The organism is Mycobacterium kyogaense (genome assembly GCF_003254575.1).
GTDB lineage: Bacteria > Actinomycetota > Actinomycetes > Mycobacteriales > Mycobacteriaceae > Mycobacterium > Mycobacterium kyogaense.
The window spans coordinates 1-483 of sequence record NZ_QJUA01000114.1; the positions used below are offsets into that span (position 1 = coordinate 1).

The window sequence follows — 483 nt, forward strand, 5'->3', positions numbered from 1 at the left end:
CGCCATACGAGCCCACCCGGCTTTTCATATCGATTGCGACCTCCGCTGCCCTGGCCCTCGGAGCCATCGCTCTCCCCACCACGTCGTCGTGGGCGGATACCGGAGGCGACGGAGACCAGACGACAGCAGGGCACGAGATCGCCGCTGCGTTGGAGCACGTGGAAGGCAGCCTGGTCGGCGACTTCGCTCCTTCTGAGATCGAGGATGGGCTAGATGACGAGAGCGCTCAGGTCGGCGTCAGGGTCGAGGTTTCGAACGACGCGACAGAAGGCGTGCAGATCTCGACGGGGAACTTCGTTCTCGGGATCGACCTGCCCCACGCAGACGCAGCTGACACCGGCGAAGGTCTTCCGAACGGTGGAGTGGCCTATCCCTCGACCATGGATAGCGCGAATGCCGTCATCCCCGTTGACGGTGGCGCACAACTCCTCACCGTCATTTCGAACGACGCGGCACCCGAACGCTTTGACTACGGGCTCACGA

At 63.8% G+C, this 483-nt stretch carries 1 protein-coding gene; it reads left to right on the forward strand.

The genetic code is table 11. The features are described 5' to 3' along the window. Positions 1-158: 158 nt before the first annotated feature. Positions 159-483 (forward strand): hypothetical protein (locus DMB80_RS27810; RefSeq protein WP_162938742.1); only part of this gene is annotated, 325 nt, incomplete at its 3' end.